Source organism: uncultured Tenacibaculum sp. (assembly GCF_947502995.1).
GTDB lineage: Bacteria > Bacteroidota > Bacteroidia > Flavobacteriales > Flavobacteriaceae > Polaribacter.
The window spans coordinates 132,006-151,238 of record NZ_CANNBW010000007.1; the positions used below are offsets into that span (position 1 = coordinate 132,006).

Annotated in this window: 16 protein-coding genes; 15 read left to right on the plus strand and 1 reads right to left on the minus strand. The window is 30.7% G+C overall.

What is annotated here, in order from left to right:
* The first annotated feature begins 67 nt into the window (after positions 1 to 67).
* From gdhA to Q1A46_RS07500, 11 genes are all read left to right on the plus strand, one after another.
* Positions 68 to 1,411: an NADP-specific glutamate dehydrogenase gene (gdhA, locus tag Q1A46_RS07450; protein WP_299676100.1), complete on the plus strand. Its 1,344-nt coding sequence runs from the start codon at positions 68 to 70 to the stop codon at positions 1,409 to 1,411.
* Positions 1,412 to 1,497: 86 nt separating this feature from the next.
* Positions 1,498 to 2,340 (plus strand): S9 family peptidase, encoded by an 843-nt coding sequence (locus tag Q1A46_RS07455; protein ID WP_299676103.1) that lies wholly within the window; start codon positions 1,498 to 1,500, stop codon positions 2,338 to 2,340.
* Positions 2,341 to 2,514: 174 nt separating this feature from the next.
* Entirely contained in the window at positions 2,515 to 3,957 is a 1,443-nt protein-coding gene (locus tag Q1A46_RS07460) for a regulatory iron-sulfur-containing complex subunit RicT (protein ID WP_299676106.1), read from the plus strand.
* The gene (locus Q1A46_RS07465) at positions 3,935 to 4,435 is read left to right on the plus strand and encodes a gliding motility lipoprotein GldH (RefSeq protein WP_299676109.1); all 501 of its coding nucleotides are present in this window, start codon (positions 3,935 to 3,937) and stop codon (positions 4,433 to 4,435) included. Before Q1A46_RS07460 ends, Q1A46_RS07465 begins: the two co-directional genes overlap by 23 nt.
* 3 nt (positions 4,436 to 4,438) lie before the next feature.
* Complete coding sequence (locus Q1A46_RS07470) at positions 4,439 to 6,733, plus strand: penicillin-binding protein 1A (RefSeq protein WP_299676112.1); 2,295 nt, start codon at positions 4,439 to 4,441, stop codon at positions 6,731 to 6,733.
* 32 nt (positions 6,734 to 6,765) lie between these two features.
* A complete protein-coding gene (locus Q1A46_RS07475) occupies positions 6,766 to 7,467 on the plus strand; it encodes a CoA transferase subunit A (protein ID WP_299676115.1) in 702 nt (233 codons plus the stop codon).
* Between the two features lie 2 nt (positions 7,468 to 7,469).
* A complete protein-coding gene (locus tag Q1A46_RS07480) occupies positions 7,470 to 8,126 on the plus strand; it encodes a CoA transferase subunit B (RefSeq protein WP_299676118.1) in 657 nt (218 codons plus the stop codon).
* Positions 8,127 to 8,141: 15 nt separating this feature from the next.
* Positions 8,142 to 8,918, plus strand: coding sequence for a hypothetical protein (locus tag Q1A46_RS07485; RefSeq protein ID WP_299676121.1), 777 nt, complete (start codon positions 8,142 to 8,144; stop codon positions 8,916 to 8,918).
* Positions 8,919 to 8,921: 3 nt separating this feature from the next.
* On the plus strand, positions 8,922 to 9,683 hold the full coding sequence (locus tag Q1A46_RS07490; RefSeq protein WP_299676124.1) for an exodeoxyribonuclease III: 762 nt from the start codon (positions 8,922 to 8,924) through the stop codon (positions 9,681 to 9,683).
* A 16-nt stretch (positions 9,684 to 9,699) separates the two neighbouring features.
* Positions 9,700 to 11,049, plus strand: coding sequence for a lytic transglycosylase domain-containing protein (locus Q1A46_RS07495; protein ID WP_299676127.1), 1,350 nt, complete (start codon positions 9,700 to 9,702; stop codon positions 11,047 to 11,049).
* Between the two features lie 51 nt (positions 11,050 to 11,100).
* Complete coding sequence (locus Q1A46_RS07500) at positions 11,101 to 12,093, plus strand: DUF4837 family protein (protein ID WP_299676130.1); 993 nt, start codon at positions 11,101 to 11,103, stop codon at positions 12,091 to 12,093.
* Between the two features lie 52 nt (positions 12,094 to 12,145).
* On the opposite strand, the gene Q1A46_RS07505 is transcribed toward Q1A46_RS07500, so the two are convergent.
* Positions 12,146 to 14,068, minus strand: coding sequence for a right-handed parallel beta-helix repeat-containing protein (locus tag Q1A46_RS07505; RefSeq protein WP_299676133.1), 1,923 nt, complete (start codon positions 14,066 to 14,068; stop codon positions 12,146 to 12,148).
* 85 nt (positions 14,069 to 14,153) lie between these two features.
* Between Q1A46_RS07505 and Q1A46_RS07510 the strand changes: the two genes are divergently transcribed.
* From Q1A46_RS07510 to Q1A46_RS07525, 4 genes are all read left to right on the plus strand, one after another.
* The gene (locus tag Q1A46_RS07510; RefSeq protein ID WP_299676136.1) at positions 14,154 to 14,651 is read left to right on the plus strand and encodes a DUF1761 domain-containing protein; all 498 of its coding nucleotides are present in this window, start codon (positions 14,154 to 14,156) and stop codon (positions 14,649 to 14,651) included.
* Between the two features lie 122 nt (positions 14,652 to 14,773).
* Positions 14,774 to 16,213, plus strand: coding sequence for a DUF5687 family protein (locus tag Q1A46_RS07515; RefSeq protein ID WP_299676139.1), 1,440 nt, complete (start codon positions 14,774 to 14,776; stop codon positions 16,211 to 16,213).
* A 7-nt stretch (positions 16,214 to 16,220) separates the two neighbouring features.
* A complete protein-coding gene (locus Q1A46_RS07520; RefSeq protein ID WP_299676142.1) occupies positions 16,221 to 16,928 on the plus strand; it encodes an ABC transporter ATP-binding protein in 708 nt (235 codons plus the stop codon).
* 77 nt (positions 16,929 to 17,005) lie between these two features.
* Positions 17,006 to 19,228, plus strand: coding sequence for a tetratricopeptide repeat protein (locus Q1A46_RS07525; RefSeq protein WP_299676145.1), 2,223 nt, complete (start codon positions 17,006 to 17,008; stop codon positions 19,226 to 19,228).
* Positions 19,229 to 19,233: the final 5 nt, after the last annotated feature.

A 19,233-nucleotide genomic window follows, 5' to 3' on the forward strand; every position in this document is an offset into this window, starting at 1 on the left:
AAATTAGTTAATTAATTATATTTGTACATTATTTTTATAAAAAAAACATTTTTAGAATAGTTAAATTATGGAATCTAAAATAAAGGCCTTTATGGATCTGGTTAGACAACGTAACGGTCATGAACCAGAATTTTTGCAAGCTGTACAAGAAGTAGCAGAAACTGTTATACCATATATTGTTAAACATGATATTTATCACGGAAAAAATATATTATTAAGAATGGTTGAGCCTGAAAGATTAATTTCTTTTAGAGTAAACTGGGTAGATGATAATGGTGAAATTCAGGTAAATAGAGGATATAGAGTTCAAATGAACTCAGCTATCGGGCCTTACAAAGGTGGATTACGTTTTCACCCAACGGTAAACGCTAGTATATTAAAGTTTTTAGCTTTCGAACAAGTATTTAAAAACTCATTAACAACATTACCAATGGGTGGTGGAAAAGGTGGTTCTGATTTTGATCCAAAAGGAAAATCAGATAACGAAATCATGCGTTTCTGTCACGCCTTTATGAGTGAGTTATTCAGACATATTGGCCCTAATACAGATGTACCTGCTGGAGATATCGGAGTTGGAGGAAGAGAAATCGGATTCATGTTCGGTATGTATAAAAAATTAAGAAACGAATTTACTGGAGTTTTAACTGGTAAAGGAGCAACTTGGGGTGGATCTTTAATTAGACCAGAAGCAACAGGTTACGGAAACGTATACTTTGCTGATAGTATGTTAAAAACTAAAGGAGATTCTTTCAATGGAAAAATAGTAACGGTTTCTGGTTCTGGAAATGTAGCACAGTACGCTTGTGAAAAAGCAACTGAATTAGGTGCTAAAGTAGTTACGTTATCAGATTCTTCTGGATACATTTATGATGAAGATGGAATCGATGCCGAGAAATTAGCTTTCGTAATGGAGTTAAAGAATGTAAGAAGAGGAAGAATTAATGAATATGTAGAGAAGTATCCTTCTGCTAAATTCTTTAAAGGAGAGCGTCCTTGGGGAGTGAAGTGTGATGTTGCTTTACCTTGTGCAACTCAAAATGAGTTAAATGGTGAAGAAGCTCAAACTTTAGTAGATAACGGATGTATCTGTGTAAGTGAAGGAGCAAATATGCCTTCTACTCCAGAAGCTATCGCTGTATTCCACAAAGAAAAAGTATTATTCGCGCCTGGTAAGGCTTCTAATGCTGGTGGAGTAGCAACTTCAGGTTTAGAAATGAGTCAGAACTCATTACGTTTAAGTTGGACTCGTGAAGAGGTTGATGAAAAACTTAAAGATATTATGGAAAATATCCATAAAGCTTGTGTTGAGTATGGAACTGATGAGTCAGGTTATGTAGACTACGTAAAAGGAGCAAACATAGCAGGTTTTGTTAAAGTAGCAGATGCAATGTTAGCACAAGGAGTAGTTTAAGAACTATTCTTTAATTAAAAATAAACAGAAGCTCATCTTTTTAGGTGAGCTTTTGTATTTTGTGGATATTCTGAAAAAAAATATCAATGAAAAAAATTAAAAACATCAAAATACCAAGCACATTTGAAAAACCAATTTTACTCGATGTGTTCTATAAATCTAATAATCAAAAAAAAGATGTAGTAATTTTTTGTCATGGTTATAAAGGTTTCAAAGATTGGGGCGCTTGGGATTTAATGGGTGAAGCTTTTGCCGAAGCTGGTTTGTTTTTTGTGAAGTTTAATTTTTCTCATAATGGAACAACTCCAGAAAATCCTTTAGAGTTTGGAGATTTAGAAGCTTTTGGAAATAATAATTATTCAAAAGAGTTAGACGATTTAAACAAAGTTATTGATTGGTGTTCTCAAGGAGGAAAGTTTAAGAATGAAATAAATGAGAACACGATATCGCTTTTAGGTCATAGTAGAGCAGGAGGAATTGTTTGTATTAAAGCTGAAGAAGATCTTAGAGTGAAAAAAGTGATTTCTCTTGCAGGAGTTTCAGATTATAAGCGAAGAACAGCCACTACAGGAGAATTAGAATCTTGGAAAAATGATGGTGTTAAATATGTTTTAAATGGAAGAACAGGTCAGCAAATGCCACATTTTTATCAGTTTTATGAAGATTTTATAGCGAATAAAGACCGATTAACAATAAAGCGAGCAGTAAAGAATTTAAAAATTCCTTTTTGTATTATTCATGGTGATGCAGATACTTCAATAGCCATTTCAGAAGCTGAAGATTTACATAGTTGGAATCCATTAGCAGAGTTTCATATTATTGAGAATGCAAACCATGTATTTGGTGTAAAACATCCTTGGGATAAAGATGAGTTACCGAACGATTTAAAAAAGGTAGTTGCTATTAGTAAAACATTTTTAGGGAACTAGCAGTTTCATTGAGTAAACGGATTTTCACATTCCTATAGAATGACTATATTTACAAATCGATAAAGAAAAAATCAGAGTTTTTTTTATCTAATTAAAAATCAAATAAATATAATTAATTTCTTGATGCTGATGCGAACATCAGATTTAAGAGATTATTACACAAATACATAAATTATGGGTTGTAGCAGTTGCTCAACTAACAAGAATGGCGTTCCTAAAGGATGTAAGAGTAACGGAAATTGCGGTACGGGAACATGCGGAAGTGGAAATAAATTAGCTGTTTTTGATTGGTTATCAAACATGACTTTACCAACAGGTGAAGCTCCATTTAATATATACGAAGTACGTTTTAAAAACGGAAGAAAACATTTTTACAAGAGTAATCCTAAGATGAGAATTTCTATGGGAGATGTGGTTGCTGTAGAAGGTTCACCAGGTCACGATATAGGTATCGTCTCACTAGCAGGTGAGCTTGTAAAAGTGCAGATGAAAAAACGTAAGGTTGAACAAGATAGTGAAGATGTAAAAAAGATCTATCGTAAAGCCACTCAGAAAGATATAGATGTTTGGCAAAACGCTCGAGATAGAGAATTAGAAACTCAACGAAAAGGAAGAGAAATCATTAGTAAACTTGGTTTAAAAATGAAATTATCTGATGTTGAATTTCAAGGCGATGGAAATAAAGCGACTTTTTACTATACAGCAGATGATCGTGTAGATTTTCGTCAATTAATTCGTGATTTAGCTAGTGCATTTTCTATTCGAGTTGAAATGAAACAAGTTGGAATGCGACAAGAAGCTGCACGTTTAGGTGGAGTTGGTTCTTGTGGTAGAGAATTATGTTGTTCTACTTGGTTAACAGATTTTAGAAAGGTAAATACCGCTGCCGCGAGATATCAGCAATTATCTTTAAATCCTTTAAAGTTAGCAGGTCAATGTGGAAAATTAAAATGTTGTTTAAACTTTGAATTAGATTCTTATTTAGATGCATTAGAATCTTTCCCTAAACAAGATGTAGTTTTAAAAACAGAGAAAGGAGAAGCTATTTTTGTGAAAATGGACATCTTTAAAAAGCTGCTTTGGTACACATACAAAGAAGAAAAGATGAAGTGGTTCAAGCTTTCTTTAGATCAAGTTACTGAAATTATTGAATTGAATGAAGGTAATGAATTAGGTTCTCCGTTAGAAGACTATGCTTCTGAGATAGAAGAGGAGGTAGAAGTTAGTTTTGAAAATGTTGTAGGTCAAGATAGTTTAACTCGATTCGATACTCCTAAAAAACCACGCCGTAATAAGCGAAGAAGAAGGAATCAGAATCAAAAGAACAATTCGAATTCTAACTCGAATCAAAAATCGCCTAATAACAATTCTAAAAAACAAGCGCCAAAGCAAGGACAAAAGCAGAAGCCTAGACCAAAGAATACAAAACAGGCAAATAACCAAGAGAAGAATTCTAATCAAAAAACACAGCAAAACAAAAAAAGAAATCCGAACAGAAAACCGGAAAATCAAAATACTCCAAAGAACAACAATAATAAACAGAATTCGAATCAACGAAGAAATAATAAAAGAAGAAACAATAACGGAAACAAAAATGCAAAGACTAATAAACAGTAAAAATATAGTATATAAACTATTAATACTACTGGTTTTGGGTTCTTGTGATTCCAAAGGGATTTTCGATAATTATACAACTGTAAAAAAAGGGAAATGGGAAATTAATACTCCTGTAACATTTCAATTTACAGTTAAAGATACTTTAGCAAATAAGAATTTATTTATAAATATTAGAAATAATAACGATTATGAGTACAGTAATTTATTTCTAATTACCAAACTAAAATTTCCAGATGGTCATTTTCTTACAGATACTTTAGAGTATGATATGACTGACAAGAAAGGAAATTTTTTAGGAACTGGTTTTTCTGGAATAAAAGAAAATAAACTGTTTTATAAAGAGCAAATATTGTTTCCTGCAGCAGGAGAATATCAATTACAAGTTTTTCAAGCCATGAGAAAAAATGGAGAAGTACTAGGTTTACAAGAACTTGAAGGAATTACTGATGTAGGGTTTAGAATTGAAAAAATTGAATAAATTATGAGTGAAAAGAAGACTGTAAATTTTAGAACTTTAATTAAATGGTTCTGGGGATTATTACTAGGAGGTATTTTATCAATATGTCTAGTGTTTTTATTGGCGTCTTGGGGAGTTTTAGGTGAACTGCCAACTTTTGAGCAATTAGAAAATCCGCAGAATGACCTAGCTACAGAAATCATTTCTTCTGATGGAAAAACATTAGGAAAATATTATTTAGAAGCAAATAGAACACCTATAAAATATAAAGATTTACCAGATAATTTAATAAAAGCTCTTGTGGCTACTGAAGATGAACGTTTTTATGAGCATTCTGGTATTGATTTCAGAGGCTTAGCAAGAGCTGTTGCTAAGTTAGGAAAAGGCGGAGGTGCAAGTACTATCACACAACAGTTAGCAAAAAATTTATTTACTAAGAAACCATCATCAAATAAGATAGAGAGGATCATTCAAAAGGTAAAAGAATGGGTCATTGCAGTTCGATTAGAACGTCAGTATACAAAAAAGGAGATCATAGTTATGTATCTAAATAAGCAAGGGTTCTTGTTTAAAGCTACAGGTATTCGTTCAGCTGCACGTATTTATTTTGGTAAAGAACCGAAGGATTTAGATTTACAAGAATCGGCTATTCTTGTGGCGATGTTAAAAAATCCACGCCAGTTTAATCCACATAGAAAAGTATCACGAAAAAAATCATTGAACAGACGAAATGTGGTGTTTGCTCAAATGTATAAGAATGGTTTTATCACCGAGCAAGAAAAAGATTCTTTACAAAAATTACCTTTAAAAATTAACTTTACTCCAGAAGGGCATAGTGATGGTTTAGCAACGTATTTCAGAGAGCATTTAAAAAAGTTCTTGAAAGATTGGGTGAAGAAAAACCCGAAAGCTAATGGTGAATTATATGATATCTATAAAGATGGATTAAAAGTTTATGTTACTATAGATTCTCGTATGCAACAATATGCTGAAGAAGCTATGACAGAACATATGTCGAATCTTCAAAAATATTTTTTCGCAGAGCATAAAAAGAATAAGAATGCGCCATTTTATGACATAGAACGAGATGATATTAGAAAAATTATCAACAGAGCAAAAACAAACTCTGATCGTTATAAAAGAATGAAAGCAGCTGGAAAATCAGATAAAGAGATTGAAAAGGCTTTTAATACAAAAACAGATATGACTGTATTCTCATGGAAAGGTGATAGAGATACAGTAATGACACCTTACGATTCTATTCGTTATTATAAATACTTTTTACGTTCTGGTTTGGTTTCTATAGAACCACAAACAGGTCATGTTAAAGCTTGGGTTGGAGGAATTAATAACAAACATTTTAAGTACGAAGCAGTAAAGCAACAAAAGCGTCAAGTAGGTTCTACTTTTAAACCTTTTGTATATGCAACTGCAATTAACCAATTAAAAAGATCTCCTTGCGATAAATTACCAAATACTCCATATACAATTCCTAAAGAAAAATATGGAATGGACGACGATTGGACTCCAAAAAATGCAGGAAATAAATACGGTGGAGAATTAACTCTACAAAGAGCTTTGGCAAATTCTGTAAATGTAATCACTGCTCGTTTAATTGATGAAGTTTCACCAATTAATGTAGCGCGTTTAGCTAAATCTGCTGGAGTCTCAACAGAGTTTCAGGCAAATCCATCTATTGCATTAGGAGCTATTGATTTAACCTTATTAGAAATGACGAGTGCATATTCAACATTCGCTAATAAAGGAATGCGTGTAACACCAATTTTTATTACGCAAATAGAAGATAAAAACGGTACAGTGTTAGAAACTTTTGTTCCAAAAACTAAAGAAGTTCTTAGTGAAGAATCTGCTTATGTTGTACTAAATTTAATGGAAGGTGTAACAAAGTTTGGTTCTGGAGCAAGATTAAGAACTACATATAATAGACCAAAATATATCACTGGTTATCCATATAAGTTTAATAATGCAATTGCAGGTAAAACAGGAACAACGCAAAATCAATCCGATGGTTGGTTTATGGGAACTGTTCCAAATTTAACTACTGGTGTTTGGACAGGTGGTGAAGATCGTTCTACACATTTTATTGGTTTAGATAAAGGTGGAGGAGCATCAATGTCGTTGCCAACTTGGGCTATTTTTATGCGTAAATGTTATGAAGATAAAAGTTTAAATATCAGTAAGGCTGATTTTGAAGAGCCTAATGATCTTTCTATTAATGTAGATTGTGAAAAACATGAACAAAAGAAAGATGAAAAAGGAAATGAAGAAAAGAAAGATGGTGATGCAGATGACTTTTAAATCGTAAAAAACAACAAACAACTGAATTATAAATGATTAATAAAAAAGTAAATAATGTCCAAGAAGCATTGGAAGGCGTTTCAAGTGGAATGACTTTAATGTTGGGAGGTTTTGGATTATGTGGAATTCCTGAAAATGCTATTAGTGAATTAGTAAAATTAGGAGTAAACAATCTAACATGTATTTCTAATAATGCCGGAGTAGATGATTTCGGTTTAGGATTATTATTACAGAATCGTCAAATAAAAAAAATGATTTCTTCTTATGTAGGAGAAAATGACGAATTCGAACGTCAAATGCTTTCTGGAGAATTAGAAGTAGAGTTAACACCTCAAGGAACTTTAGCAGAGAAATGTAGAGCGGCTCAAGCTGGCTTTCCTGCGTTTTATACTCCTGCAGGCTACGGAACAGAAGTAGCAGAAGGTAAAGAAACAAGAGAGTTCGACGGAAAAATGTATGTTTTAGAACCTGCATTTAAAGCAGATTTTGGTTTTGTTAAGGCTTGGAAAGGTGATGCTGCTGGAAATCTAATTTTCAAAGGTACATCAAGAAATTTCAACCCTAATATGTGTGGAGCGGCAAATATTACTGTTGCTGAAGTAGAAGAGTTAGTTCCAGTTGGTGAGTTAGATCCAAATCAAATTCATATTCCTGGAATTTTTGTACAACGTATTTTTCAAGGAGAGAAATACGAGAAGAGAATTGAACAACGCACAGTAAGACAAAGAAACTAATCATGGCTTTAGATAAAAACGGAATAGCAAAACGAATAGCAAAAGAAGTAAAAAACGGATACTATGTAAACTTAGGAATTGGAATTCCAACATTAGTAGCTAATTTTGTACGTGAAGATATAGAAGTTGAATTTCAAAGTGAAAACGGTGTTTTAGGAATGGGACCATTCCCATTTGAAGGAGAAGAAGATGCAGATATTATTAATGCCGGAAAACAAACGATAACTACTTTACCTGGCGCTAGTTTCTTTGATTCTGCAACAAGTTTTTCTATGATTAGAGGAAAACACGTTGATTTAACCATTTTAGGAGCTATGGAAGTAGCCGAAAATGGAGATATTGCAAACTGGAAAATTCCAGGAAAAATGGTAAAAGGAATGGGAGGTGCAATGGATTTAGTTGCTTCTGCTGAAAATATTATCGTAGCCATGATGCACACCAATAAAAGAGGTGAATCTAAGCTATTAAAAAAATGTTCTTTGCCATTAACAGGTGTTGGTTGTGTAACAAAAATTGTTACAAACCTAGCAGTCTTAGAAATTAAAGATAATACTTTCCATTTGGTAGAAAGAGCTCCTGGAGTTTCTGTAGAAGAAATTCAAGCTGCAACTGAAGGAACTTTGGTTGTGAATGGAGACGTTCCAGAAATGGATATTTAAAAGAAATTAATTGCTATGAAAAACAAATTTATCAAATTTCTAATTATTCTTAATGGTACGTTATTACCTTTAATTTTATGCTTTGTATTATATCAGATTTCAAAAGACTTCTTTAAAGGAAATAATGATAGTTATGAACAAGGTGTTGTTTTAGGTGAAGAATTAGAAGAAGCAAAAAAAGATAGTGTTGCACTACAAGGATTAAGATATTATTCTCCTATTTCTTTATACAATACTGAAAATATGTATTTACCAGTCTCTTTACTAACGTATCAAGAAAAAAAGAGATTAAGTAAGGCAGCAGCTTCTGCAAATGATTTTAATGAAGAATTTTTAAAATATGTGAATGTAATTTTTATTGATAAAAATTATAAAGTCATAAGGTCATTAGTGAATAAAAAAGCTTCAATAAAACAAATAGAGGAGCAAAGAAAAACGAATGGTTATAATAATCCTGAACCGGATCTATCCATTAAATATATCGCTTACATGATTGCTTTTGAAGATTCTAATCAAGATGGTAAGTTAAATTCAAGTGATAACCATGATTTGTATTTGTCTGACTTAAGTGGAGGGAATTTAAAGAAAGTAACTAATAATATTGAAATTCAAAGTTTTGAGTTTATTAATAGTAATTCTCAAATACATATTTATTATGTTGATAGAGATGAGGTTAGAGAAGAGCACAAGAGAACAAAAATGGCGATCTATAATATAGAGAAAGGGGAATTCAAAGAATTAAAAAGCATAGAAGCTGAATTAGATAAACTAGAAAAAATAATTATTCAATAATTAATGAAAGTAATTTCATATAACGTAAACGGAATTCGTGCTGCCTTAAAAAAAGGTTTTTTAGAGTGGTTGCAAGCTGCTAATCCAGATGTAATTTGTATTCAAGAAACAAAAGCACAAAAGGAACAATTAAACGCTGAAGATTTTGAAGCTGCGGGATATCCGTATCAATATTGGTTTTCTGCAGATAAAAAAGGATATTCTGGTGTTGCTGTTTTTTGTAAAAAAGAACCTAATCATGTAGCTTATGGTACAGGTATAGAATCTATGGATTTTGAAGGAAGAAATATTCGTGTAGATTACGACGAAGTATCTATTATGAGTATGTATTTACCATCAGGAACCAATAGTGATCGATTGGATTTTAAATTCAATTACATGGATGAAATCCTAGAATACGCTACAGAATTAAGAAAAACGATTCCAAATTTGGTAATCTGTGGAGACTATAATATTTGTCATGAAGCGATAGATATTCATAATCCAAAAATGAAAGGTGTTTCGGGTTTTCTTCCAGAAGAAAGAGAATGGTTAAGCAAGTTTATTAATAGTGGATTTATCGATAGTTTCCGTTATTTAAATCCAGAACGACAAGAATACTCTTGGTGGAGTTATAGAGCGAATGCAAGAGCTAATAATAAAGGTTGGCGATTAGACTATTGTATGGTAACAGAACCCTTAAAAGAAAAGATTTCTAGAGCTTATATTTTACCAGAAGCAAAACATTCTGATCATTGTCCAGTTGCCGTTGAATTTCAATTTTAGTTACGTATAAATTTTAATGAAAAACTTCTTTGTCTTAAGCCTATTTACTATTGCTAATCTTTTTGCTCAGGGAGTTCCTAAAGATTCTATTCAGCGAACGAAAGAAATATTAGAAATAGCTACAAAAGTTGATTCTATTAAATCTTTAAAAGCTACAGATTCAATTCCACAAAAGAAATTGATTGTAAAGGAACGTTATACAAACGACGATTTAAAACGAATTGATAGTTTGTTAGTGGAAGCAAAATTATATTCTCCACTTTTCGATAGTGTACCTTATATTATTAACGACAAAGATTTAGTAACTAATGTAACACCTGTTGTTACCCCAGAATTACTAAAAGAACGATTAGCATTAATCAATCAAGAAACTCCATTTAACTTAGCTTTTAATCCTGCTTTAGAGCGTGTTATTAATAACTATTTAAAATATAGAAAGAAGTATTATCCTGCATTAATGTCTAGGGCAAAATACTTTTTTCCAATGTTTGAAAGATATTTAGATCAATATGATATTCCATTAGAAATGAAATATCTAGCGATCGTAGAATCTTCGTTAAGACCACAAATTAAATCAAGAGTTGGTGCTACCGGATTATGGCAATTTATGTATGGAACAGGAAAGCAGTATAAACTTGCTGTAAACTCTTATGTTGATGAACGCCAAGATCCTGTTAAATCTACAATTGCAGCGTGTAAATATCTTACTTTTTTACACGGACTTTTTAACGATTGGGATTTAGCTTTGGCGGCTTATAATTCTGGTCCAGGAAATGTGTTAAAAGCTATCAAAAGATCTGGAGGATATAGAAATTACTGGAATATTCGTTCGTTTTTACCGAGAGAAACAGCTGGTTATGTTCCTGCCTTTTATGCTACAATGTATATTTTTAAATATGCAGATGAGTTAGGTTTGTATCCAGAAAGTCCAAAAATATTTAACTTTCAAACTGATACAATTCAGGTAAAAAGAACTGTTTCTTTTGATCAAATAGCAGAGAAGATAGATGTAAATACTGAAATACTTTCTTTCTTAAATCCACAGTATAAAATCGACATTATACCTTTTGTAAAAAAGAAGAAATTCTCAATACGTTTACCTAGAAATAAAATGATTGATTTCTTAGAGAAAGAAAAAGAAATTTATGCATTAGCAGCTACTGAAGATTCATTAAGAGAAAAACCTTTACCTAAATACTTTGAAATGGATAAAAGAATCCGTTACAAAGTAAGATCTGGAGATTATTTAGGAAAAATAGCAATTAAATTTGGAGTTCGAGTTAAAGATATAAAACGTTGGAATAATATGAGAAATTCAAATTTAAGAGCAGGACAACGTTTGTATATTTATCCGAGAAGAATGTAAAAGGTATGCTTTTTGATTAATCAAGTAAAAGGTCTAAAAAAACTAACTATTATGAATAAAATATTAATACTATTTGTTACTTCTTTAGGATTATTAAGTTGTAAAAGAAGTAGTAAAGCAGACATAATTTTACCAAGATCTACAGGGAACACTAATGAGATTTTGGTAGTTATGAAAAGTGCCGATTGGCATGGGAAGCCAGGTGAAGAAATTAGAACTGTTTTTGGTGAACATCAAGTAGGTTTGCCACAGCCAGAAACATTACTTTCAGTAAATCAAATAGATCATTCAGGATTTAATAAGTTCATTAAAAATAATAAAGCTATTTTATTATTTCAAAAATCTGATTCTACTGGCATTTCAATAGAAAGAGATAAAGATGCAAGACCTCAAATTGTTATCAAAGCTACGTATAGTGACGAATATGATTTAACAAACCTTATAAAAACAAGAGGGAAAGAAATTATACAGTTATTTAAAGATGAGGATATAAAGTTTACACAAAGTATTTTCAGAAGAGAGCGTATAGATGCATCTAAACTTAAAACTGTAGAAAATTTAGGGATTGATATCATCATTCCTGAACGTTATAAGTTGGTTCAAGATACTTTAAATAATTTCTTATGGATGCGTCATCATTTAATGAGTGGAATTGCAAGAGGAGATGGTTCTAATAATTTATTAATTTATTCTTTACCACTTGATGATGAAGCTAAAGTTGCTGATAATATTACATCGGTTAGAGATAGTATTGGAGAAGCATTTATTCCAGGAAGTAGAGAAGGAATGTATATGATTACAGAACAAGCTTATACTCCATTCACATATGAAACTACTTTAGATGGGAAGAAAGCTTATGAAACACGTGGTAAATGGGAAGTGAAAAACGATTTTATGGCTGGTCCTTTTTTAAATTATACAATTGTAGATAAAAAGAATAATCGATTAGTAGTTTTTGAAGGATTTACATATGCTCCGTCTGTAAATAAAAGAGATTTTCTTTTCGAGTTAGAAGCAATAGCAAAATCTTTAAAAATTAAATAAACTCGACTTAGATAAAATAAAACAGCCACCTAATTCAGGTGGCTGTTTTATTTTAATTACAACTATTATTGTTTTGTGTGACGTTGGTAATAGTTGTTGAGTTATTTTTTATACACTCGTAATTACTTGTTGTTCCTGTTGGCTTAGTAATTTGATTGTTTGCTATTTTGATATTGTTAAGTGAATTGCTTAAACTAATTCCGTGTTTTTCTATTGGGATAATTTCATTTTCTAAAACTTCACAATTCGTAGCATTATTTAATGTAATTCCACCATTTACTATATTATTTGTGAACGTAACCCCATAAGCATTTGAGAAAATAAGCGATTTATCATTATAAAACGTATTTTTCTCAAAAAGTACTGTTTTACTTTGATCTTCAGATTTATTATTCATTTGAGCAAAATAAACACTATAATTTCCTGAAGTCTTCACTTTGTTTTCCTTAAAAGTTATATTGTTAGCATACGTATTTGTAGCTTGAATTCCGTTTTTAGAAACATCTATATTATTGTTGTTGATAGTAATATTTTCAGCTTTGCTAATTTGTATTCCTGCTCCGCAATTTAGTATCGTATTATTATGAATAGAAGCATCTTTAGTTCCTACAATTATTCCTGAACTATAACCTTCAATAGTATTTCCAAAAATTTCATTATCAAAAACAGTTTCACCAGATCCAGCAATAAACATTGCCCAACTATCAGTAGCTTCTCCTAAAGCCTTAAATTTATTTTTTCGAATACGAATTCCAGAAGTAAAAGAACTTACAACTCTGGTCCCAATATTGTTTTCTTCTACGGTAATGTCCTGTCCAATAGTTAATGTTAAAAAACCGCCTCTACTTCCACTTTCAGTGTTGTTTTTTATTAAAACATCAAATACGCGTTGTCGTTCTTTCAATTCTCCATTACTGTCTCTAAAACGCTCTGGTTCGATATTTATAGCATAACCAACCTCTCCTCCATCTGTATTAGCAGAAGGTTGTCCAGTATTAATAAAAGTATTATTTTCTATAGTTACATTTCTACCATCAACTAAAGCAATTGCCATTCTTCTAGAATTTTTAATTGTACAATTTTTAATAGTAACATTTGTAGTTGGGTTATAATCTGGATTAAAGGCAAAGCCAAAAGAATATATAGCAAAAGTTCCAGAAGAACCATCTTGAAAGTTTCCTCCATCTACAACAATATTTCTCCCAGAATGTATATGAATTAAATGACTTCCTTCTATACCAGTATCATCAGGAGAAAATACACGTTCATCTCTATCTCCATAAAAATTTCCACCAGAAATAGTAATGTTTTCAGCATCTCTTACTGCTAAAATTGCACCCGATTTTCTGTTATAACGATCAGCAGGAAAAATTCTTAAATGTGTATTATCAGACATTATTAAGTTAAAGTCTGAAGGGAGGTTTACTGCTTCTAATGAAGGATACCAATTTTGATTAGTAGTTGTACTAGTTACTTTGGTAACTTCAAAGAAGGCATCTAACTCATCAATTTTAAAAGTATCAGCACCTAGATTTTTTATTAAAAAGAATAAATTTTCAAGTTTAGCAGTGTTCTGTAAAGCAATTTCTGAAGTTGTTTGACCTTCAGTTAAATCCCATTTTTCTTTTTCAAAGAAGAATGTGTTGCTTTTTAGTTTTACATTACCTTCAACTGTAAGTTTATGATTTAAAAGTTCTCCTGAAATATTTCCACCAGAAAACTTTAACGCACCATTAATAATACTTCCTCCTTTATACTCAAAGCTTACATTAGAAGGTAATATTATGGTTTCTCCTTGTAAATCTAACAAGCAATTAACTTCTATTGTTGAATTTGACTGAATGTTTAAAAAATCGGGTTTACATGGAGTGGTAATTTGAGGTTGATCATCTTTATTATCATTAAGAACAATACCGTTGTCTTTACTACAAGAAAATATTGTAGAAACGTATAAGATTGCAATTATCTTTTTCACTTTTTTTGAGGATTATTGGTTGATATATACAAATTTAGAATATTTTTTTACTTTTAGTTAAACAAACATTAAAACTTACAAAACAATGAAAATCAATTTTTTAATTAGTGCTCTAGCAGCACTTGTACCTTTAATAACAGGTTTTATATGGTATGGGCCATTATTTAAAAATGCTTGGATGAAAGAGATGAGTTTTACAGAAGAAAACCTAAAAGGTGGTAATATGGCTGTAATTTTTGGCCTTTCTTATGTGTTAAGTTTTATAATAGCATTAGGTTTACTTCCAGTTGTAATTCATCAAATGGGAATTTATTCTACGCTGGCTGGTGAACCAGATTTTATTAATAATAGTGGAGAAGCTTACAATACGTATACTTCACTAATGGAAAGCTATGGAACTCGGTTTCGAACTTTTAAACATGGATTATTACATGGTAGTATTTTAGGTTTTTTTATAGCCTTACCAATTTTAGCTATTCAAGCTATGTTTGAACGTAAAACATTTATTTACATCGCGATTAATGCTGGGTATTGGATTGTTACTCTTGCGTTAATGGGAGGTATTATTTGCCAGTGGTTTTAAAAAGAAATATAAAAAAGCACCTTTTTGGGTGCTTTTTTTATGTAACAAAATTTAATTTTTAGCTACTTATGTAAAACCTAACTAATTGAATCGCTATGTTTACACGTTTTATAAGTTTCGAAATGAAACAATTTTTTCGTTCTATGTTTTGGCAAAAAGGAATAGTAGTTAATATTATCATGGGACTTTTTGCTTTATGGATTATACTTTCTTTTTTAGGTATTGGATTAGGAGGCTTTTATTTAATCAAAGACATTTTTCCAGATAAAGACCCATTTGAATTTGTAAACGGTTTTTTATTGTTTTATGTTATTGGAGATTTAATTTTTAGATATTTAATGCAGAAATTACCTGTGTTGAATATCAAACCCTTGTTGATACTTGACATTAGAAAGAGTAAATTAATTAACTACACACTTATAAAATCTGGAATATCATTTTTCAATTTTTTTAGTTTATTTTTCTTTATTCCATTTTCATTTGTCCTAATAAAAGAAGGTTATCCTACCAATAACGTATTAAGTTGGTTAATTGGAATTATAACTACTGTTTTCGCAGCAAACTACTTAAATTTCATTACCAATAAAAGTAATATTGCTTTTGGCGTTTTAGTTACGCTTTTAGGAAGTATTGTTGCTTTACAGCAATTTGGAATTTATGATTTTACAGGAGTTAGCGTTGCTATTTTTAATAGCCTATATACTAATTGGTTTTTTGTTTTAATCCCATTTGTTTTATTGATTACTTTCTATGTGATCAATTATAAAAAGTTGAAAAGTCAATTGTATTTAGACGATGCTATTCAAACTAAAACTAAAGAAGCAAATACAAGTGACTTGTCATTTGTAGATAAATTTGGTGATTTAGCTCCTTTTATAAAAAATGAAATGCGATTAATTTGGAGAAACAAAAGAACTAAAACAGTATTTCTAATGTCTTTTATTTTCCTGTTTTATGGATTAATCTTTTTTACTCAAGAAGCTTATGCAGATAAACCAGCCATGTTAATTTTTGCAGCACTTTTCGTTACTGGAGGTTTTGCCATTAATTATGGGCAATTTATTCCGGCTTGGGATAGTGAGTATTACAGGATGATTATGACTCAAAATATTAGTTATAGAAAATTCTTAGAAAGTAAATGGCTAATTATGTCTACTGTAACTTTTGTTTTATACATATTAAGTATTCCATATTTATATTTAGGTGTAGATAAGTTTTTAATGATTTCTGCAGGAGCAATTTTTAATGTAGGTTTCAATTCCTTGTTTTTATTATGGTCAGGTTCTTTTAACAGAAAGAGAATAGATTTAGATGCTAATGGTTTCGGAAACACGCAAGGTACAAGTGCAACTCAATTTTTAATCATTATTCCTTTAACAGGTTTTCCTATGATTCTGTATTGGGCAGTTAGTAGCTTTTTAGGTTTTAATGCAGGTATTTTAGCTATTGCGAGTTTTGGTGTATTAGGAATTCTTCTAAAAAATCCAATTATGAACTTTATAGAAAAAAAATATATAAAAGATAAATACGCAACTATACACGGTTTCAACCAAAAAAAATAAATTGATTATGATACAAGTAAAAAATATTTCAAAAAAATACGGATCAACAGAAGTTTTAAATGTTCAATCTTTAGATATTCCAGCGGGTGAATCTTTCGGTTTAGTTGGGAATAACGGAGCAGGAAAAACAACTTTATTTAATTTGCTTTTAGATTTAATTCGACCAACTACTGGATCAATTACAAGCAGTAATGTAGTGGTTAATAAAAGTGAAGAATGGAAAACATTTACAGGTTCTTTTATAGATGAAAGCTTCTTAATAGGATATTTAACACCAAATGAATACTTCGAATTTATAGGTGAATTAAGAGGAATGAACAAAGCAGATGTTCATGCATTTTTACAACAATTTGAAGAGTTTTTCAACGGAGAAATCTTAGGAAAAAAGAAATTTTTAAGAGATTTAAGTAAAGGGAATCAGAAAAAAGCAGGAATTATTGCGGCTTTAATGGGGAATCCAAAAGTGGTAATTTTAGATGAACCATTTGCAAATTTAGATCCTACAACTCAAATAAGACTTAAAAATATCATCAAAAAATTAAAAGAAAATAAAGGAGTTACAGTCTTAATTTCTAGTCACGACTTAAGTCATGTAACTGAAGTTTGTGATAGAATTGTAGTTTTAGAAAAAGGAAATTTAGTCAAAGATATCACTACAACAGCACTTAGTTTAAAAGAATTAGAAAGCTATTTTTCCTCTTCCTTAGAAAATTAGGTTTTTATTTCTATTTTTACGCTCACCTGTACGATAACAGCTTAAATTTCGTTGTTGTACATGTAGAGCTTTTTTTTATGAAAAATTTATTCAAAGTACTTGCTTTAATTATTTGTGGAATTGTAGTGTGTTCTTGTAGTACCAAGAAAGACACAGTTATTAATAGAAATTTCCATGTATTAAACACAAAATATAATGTGTTGTTTAATGGTGAGCAAGCTTTTGAAAAAGGGATAAAAAATATTGAAACCAATTACACAGATAATTTCTGGAGACGATTACCTTTAGAACCGATAAAGTTTGACGAAAGAAATATTGGTGAGTTAAAATTCGGAACTCCAGGAAGTGGTTTTGATGATAAAGACGATCAAAAAAATAAACCAGCTACTCCTTTCGATAGAGCTGAAGAAAAAGCTACAAAGGCTATTCAAAAACATTCAATGAATATTGGAGGTTATGAAAAAAACCGTCAAATAGATGATGCGTATTTACTTTTAGGAAAATCAAGGTATTACACACAACGTTTTATTCCTGCTATTGAAGCTTTCAATTATATTATTGCCAACTACCCCAAAGCAGATTTAATCTACGATACTAAAGTTTGGAGAGCTAAAGCTAATGTTCGATTAGAAAATGAAAAACTAGCAATTGAAACACTAAAATTACTAGTTGATTTAGATACAAATGAAGAGAATTTAACTGGAGTTCAACTTCAAGCTGCTCATACTGCTTTAGCTATGGCTTATGAAAAAACAGATACTATTCAAAAAGTAATAGATAACTTAAAAAAGTCAGCAGATTTAGCAAAGAATGAACAATCATATAGAAACAAATTTGTTCTTGGTCAGATTTACAGTGAGTTAGATCGTAAAGATTCTGCAAGAACTGTTTTTAAATTATTAGCAGGAAATCGAGGAACACCAAGAAAATATAAAATTCATGCTTACATTGAACTGGTTAAAAATCTAGAAAAAGATTCTTCAAGTATTGGTTTAATAGGGAAATTTAAAAAACTAATTAGAAATTCTGATAATAGAAAGTATCATAACGAACTCTATTATCATTTAGGTGTTTTAGAGGAAAAAAGAGATAGTGTTGATAGAGCTACAGGATATTATTTAAAATCATTAGAAGCTAAAAAGAATAATAACTATCAGAAAACGTATGCCTACGAACGTTTAGGTAACATCTATTTTAACAAGCAAGAATATTTATTAGCAGGATCTTTTTACGATAGTGTAATTCAAGCTACTTCAGAAGAGTTTGAAAATGAAAAAAGAATTCGTAGAATAAAACGAAAAAAGAAAGGTCTAGATAAGTTAAGATCTTTTGAAGAAATTGTAAAGGCTAATGATAGTATTTTAAAATTATCGGCAATGAGTCCAGACGAAAGAACTGCCTATTTTGAAAAATACATAGAAGAATTAAAAGAGCAAGAGGAGAAAAAACGTCAAAGACTAGCAAATTCTCAAAACTTTGGAAGTCAATTCGGTGGTGGAGCTTCTTTTGGAGGTGGAAATCAAGGGAAATGGTATTTCTATAATTCTCAATCCAAAGGTTTTGGTAAAGTAGCTTTTACCAAGGTTTGGGGAAGCAGACCTTTAGAAGATAATTGGAGATGGTCAGATAAAACTGTTCCGTCTGAAGAAGAAGAGGAAGAAGTTGAAGCAAAAAAACAAGATAATAGTAGATACGAAGTAGCTACATATCTAAAAACTATTCCAGAAGATAAAGAGGAACTTAGAGCTTTAGCAAAAGATAGAAATGAAGCACTATATCAATTAGGTTTAATTTATAAAGAGCAATTCAAAAACCCTAGTTTAGCTATAGAAAAATTCGAACGCTTACTTGCAGTGAATGAAAAAACAGAGTTAGAATTACCAATTAATTACCATTTGTATCAGTTGTACGAAACAGTAGCGGATAGTGAAAAATCTGAAGAAAAGAAAAATCTGATTCTAAGTAAATACGCTGATTCTCAGTTTGCAAAAATTATTAAAGAACCAAATACAAAGCTAACGGCTAAAAAAGAAGTTAGCGAAATAGATAAAAAATACAAGAATATTTACAGTATGTATAAGTTCAATATGAATGAAGAGGCTGTAAATCAAATAGATAATTTAAGTTCTGAAATTGAGAATTCAGAATTAATTGCTAAATTTGCTTTACTTCGTGCAATGTGTATTGGTAAATACAAAAGTAAAGAAGAGTATAAAAAGGCTCTCGAATTTGTTGCATTTAAGTATGCAAATCAAATTGAAGGACAAAAAGCAAATGAAATCATACAACTTTTAAAATAATTCCC